At 63.8% G+C, this 2,761-nt stretch carries 3 protein-coding genes; all 3 read left to right on the forward strand.

Annotated elements, in window-relative coordinates; all coding sequences use genetic code 11:
- Positions 1-120 precede the first annotated feature (120 nt).
- The 3 genes from IG65_RS0133740 to IG65_RS35475 all read left to right on the forward strand — a co-directional run bounded on the left by IG65_RS0133740 (position 121) and on the right by IG65_RS35475 (position 2,405).
- Complete coding sequence (locus tag IG65_RS0133740) at positions 121-861, forward strand: class I SAM-dependent methyltransferase (RefSeq protein WP_369801648.1); 741 nt, start codon at positions 121-123, stop codon at positions 859-861.
- 330 nt (positions 862-1,191) lie between these two features.
- The gene (locus tag IG65_RS0133745; protein ID WP_030518978.1) at positions 1,192-1,488 is read left to right on the forward strand and encodes a transposase; all 297 of its coding nucleotides are present in this window, start codon (positions 1,192-1,194) and stop codon (positions 1,486-1,488) included.
- Positions 1,485-2,405, forward strand: a complete 921-nt coding sequence (locus tag IG65_RS35475; protein WP_030518979.1) for an IS3 family transposase — start codon at positions 1,485-1,487, stop codon at positions 2,403-2,405. Before IG65_RS0133745 ends, IG65_RS35475 begins: the two co-directional genes overlap by 4 nt.
- The last annotated feature ends 356 nt before the right edge of the window (positions 2,406-2,761 follow it).

The raw sequence follows: 2,761 nt of genomic DNA on the forward strand, positions 1-2,761 counted from the left end.
CCGAGCCACCACCGGAAACCGCGAACCCCTATAATCGACACCGCTCACGGGTGGGGAATTTCGGCGAGCACAAGTGGGGAACTTCGGCGAGCGCAGTCAGCTCCACCAAGTAGGTTATCTGTGAAATCGACCAACGGCGGATACTTTGCAGAGGAGGGCGGCGGAACACTGTTCACCCCCGCGCAGACGACGTCCACTTCTCTGTCCTTTTTCGACTTCGCGTACGAGTCCAACACGGCGACTTGGGTAATTGGCGAACCGCAGCCTGCGATCATCGCGCTGGAACGCGACGGATGGATTCGCGGCGCAGTCCTGGACGCCGGGTGTGGCACAGGAGAACACACCATTCACCTCGCCCGCCTCGGATACGAGGTCACTGGCATCGACTCTTCACACTCTGCGATCATGCGGTCCCGGGAGAATGCGATTGAACACGCCGTCACAGCTCGCTTCGAGGTCGCCGACGCGCTGCGCCCCAGAGCCGGCACCTGCCGCTTCGACACGATCATCGACAGCGCACTGTTCCACGAATTCGGCCCAGAGGACCGAACCACGTACGTGCGGAACTTGCACGCCGTATGCCGTCCCGGCGGTTATGTACATGTGCTGGCCATGTCGGACACCGGGCCACGATTCGGGCCGCAGATCAGCGACACCGTCATCCGGAAGGCGTTCGACACAGGCTGGATCGTGGAGGAGCTGAAACAGAGCCGATACCGGGTCTTCGTCGACTCGCAGGCCAGCTCGCTACACCACATCCCCGAGGGGAAGGTCATCGACGCCAGCGCCTGGCTCGCCCGGATACGCCGGACAGGAGCAAAGCACCAGCCTAGTCGGCGACCTCGGCGGCCTGGCTCATGACTTGGGGTGCCGTCAAGGATGGTGTCACCTGGGACATACGGCGAGAGAAAACCCAGGTAGCACAGCCATTCTGCGATCTTGAATTCAGTCGCCGCTAGCGATGCACTTCAGCAGCACCCGTCGGCTCGACGCGGCTGCGTACTGCGGCGACCTGCGGAAATATCATGCAGCCCGGGGCGTCACGCGGCCGTTCGTTACCGTCGCCTTCTGATTGCCTCGTGTGGCGCCATTCTTACCAGCACCCCGATCAGGAGTTCCGCAACAGCGAACAGATCTTGCGGGTGCGTTTCCCCTCATATCGTGGAGGCCGGACCATAGAGGAAAGGCCAGATGGCGGAGAAGAGACGCAAGTTCGATGCGGAGTTCCGTGAGGGAGCGGTCCGGATCGTGCGCGAGACGGGGCGGCCGGTCGCGCAGGTTGCCCGTGAGCTGGGGGTCAACGAGGGCACGCTGACCACGTGGGTGGCCCGGGATCGGGCCCAGCGCGAAGGTGGCGGCGATGATCGGCTCAGCGAGTCCGAGCGGGCCGAGTTGCTGCGGTTGCGGCGCGAGAATGCCGAGCTGGCGATGGAGCGTGATGTGCTCAAGCGATCAGTGGTCCTGTGGGTGAAGGAGGCGACCAAGTGAGCGTGGCCGGGTTCATCGCCTCCCAGAGGACCGAACACTGTGTGCCACATGCCGTTTCCTGCCGCGCTCTCGAGGTCAGCGAGTCGTGGTTCTACAAGTGGAACGACCGTGAGCCCACCGAGCGCGCGCAGCGCCGCGAGAAGTTGACCGCCGCGATCGGCAAGGAGTTCGCCGATTCGGGCCGCACCTACGGCAGTCCGCGGATCGGGCTGGAGTTACGGGAGGAGGGCTGGCAGGTCTCCGATAACACCATCGCCACGATCATGGCCGAAAACGGTTGGGTGGCAAGGAAAGTCAAACGCAGACACTCGACCACGCGGCAGGGGAAACGGGCAGCGGCGCCGGATCTGTTGCGCCGCCAGTTCACCGCCGTCGCCCAGGATGTGCTGTGGGTCGGCGACGTCACCGAGATCGTCACCGACGAGGGGAAACTGTATCTGGCGGCGGTGGAGGACCGGTTCTCGGGCCGGCTACTCGGCTACGCCACCAGCGCCCACCATGACGCCGAACTATCCTGTGCTGCAATGAAAATGGCTGCGGCTACCAGAGGCGGGATCGAGGCGATCGACGGGGTGATCTTCCACTCCGATCGCGGCAGCGAATACACCGCGGCGGCCACCAACGCCTTGTGCCGGCATCTGGGTGTGGTGCAGTCGATGGGCCGGGTCGCCTCGGCCCTGGACAATTCCCCGGCCGAATCGTTCAACTCCACCCTGAAGGTCGAGTTCGTCCATCGGCACCGTTTCCGCACCCGTGCCGAAGCCGCGGTGCGGATCGTCACCTGGATCACCGGCTTCTACAACCCGACCCGCCGCCACAGCCTGTGCGGCGGAATGTCACCGATCAACTACGAGACCCACATGGCCGCGGTCCGAGCGGCCTCGGCAGCGGCCCTGTCACGAGACCAGGCCGCATAAAGGAGCCTCCACACTTCGAGGGGATTGACAGGGTTCGCGACGTCGTCATTGCGCTGCACTCCGATCTAGCTGAGGACACAATCTCCGTGAAAGAACCGCTCCAACTCGACCCGCGACAGCACACCGAACCGGCCCCGCCGTCATTACCCACAAACCGACATGCAACCACCACACGCCCGCCAGCTGTCAATGCCGACCCAATCCGGGATCTGGCACAGACTTCGTGATTGACCAGCTTCGGGATGCGAAGGGGGGCGGGGTTGAGTCCAGCAGGATGGTGTACGACCGGACGCCAGCAAATGTCTGAGCGTGTCGTAGCCGGATAGAGGGTGGTCACCGCGTGATCCTTCAAAAGA

The sequence above is a fragment of the Nocardia sp. NRRL WC-3656 genome, assembly GCF_000720265.1.
Taxonomy (GTDB): Bacteria; Actinomycetota; Actinomycetes; order Mycobacteriales; family Mycobacteriaceae; genus Nocardia; species Nocardia nova.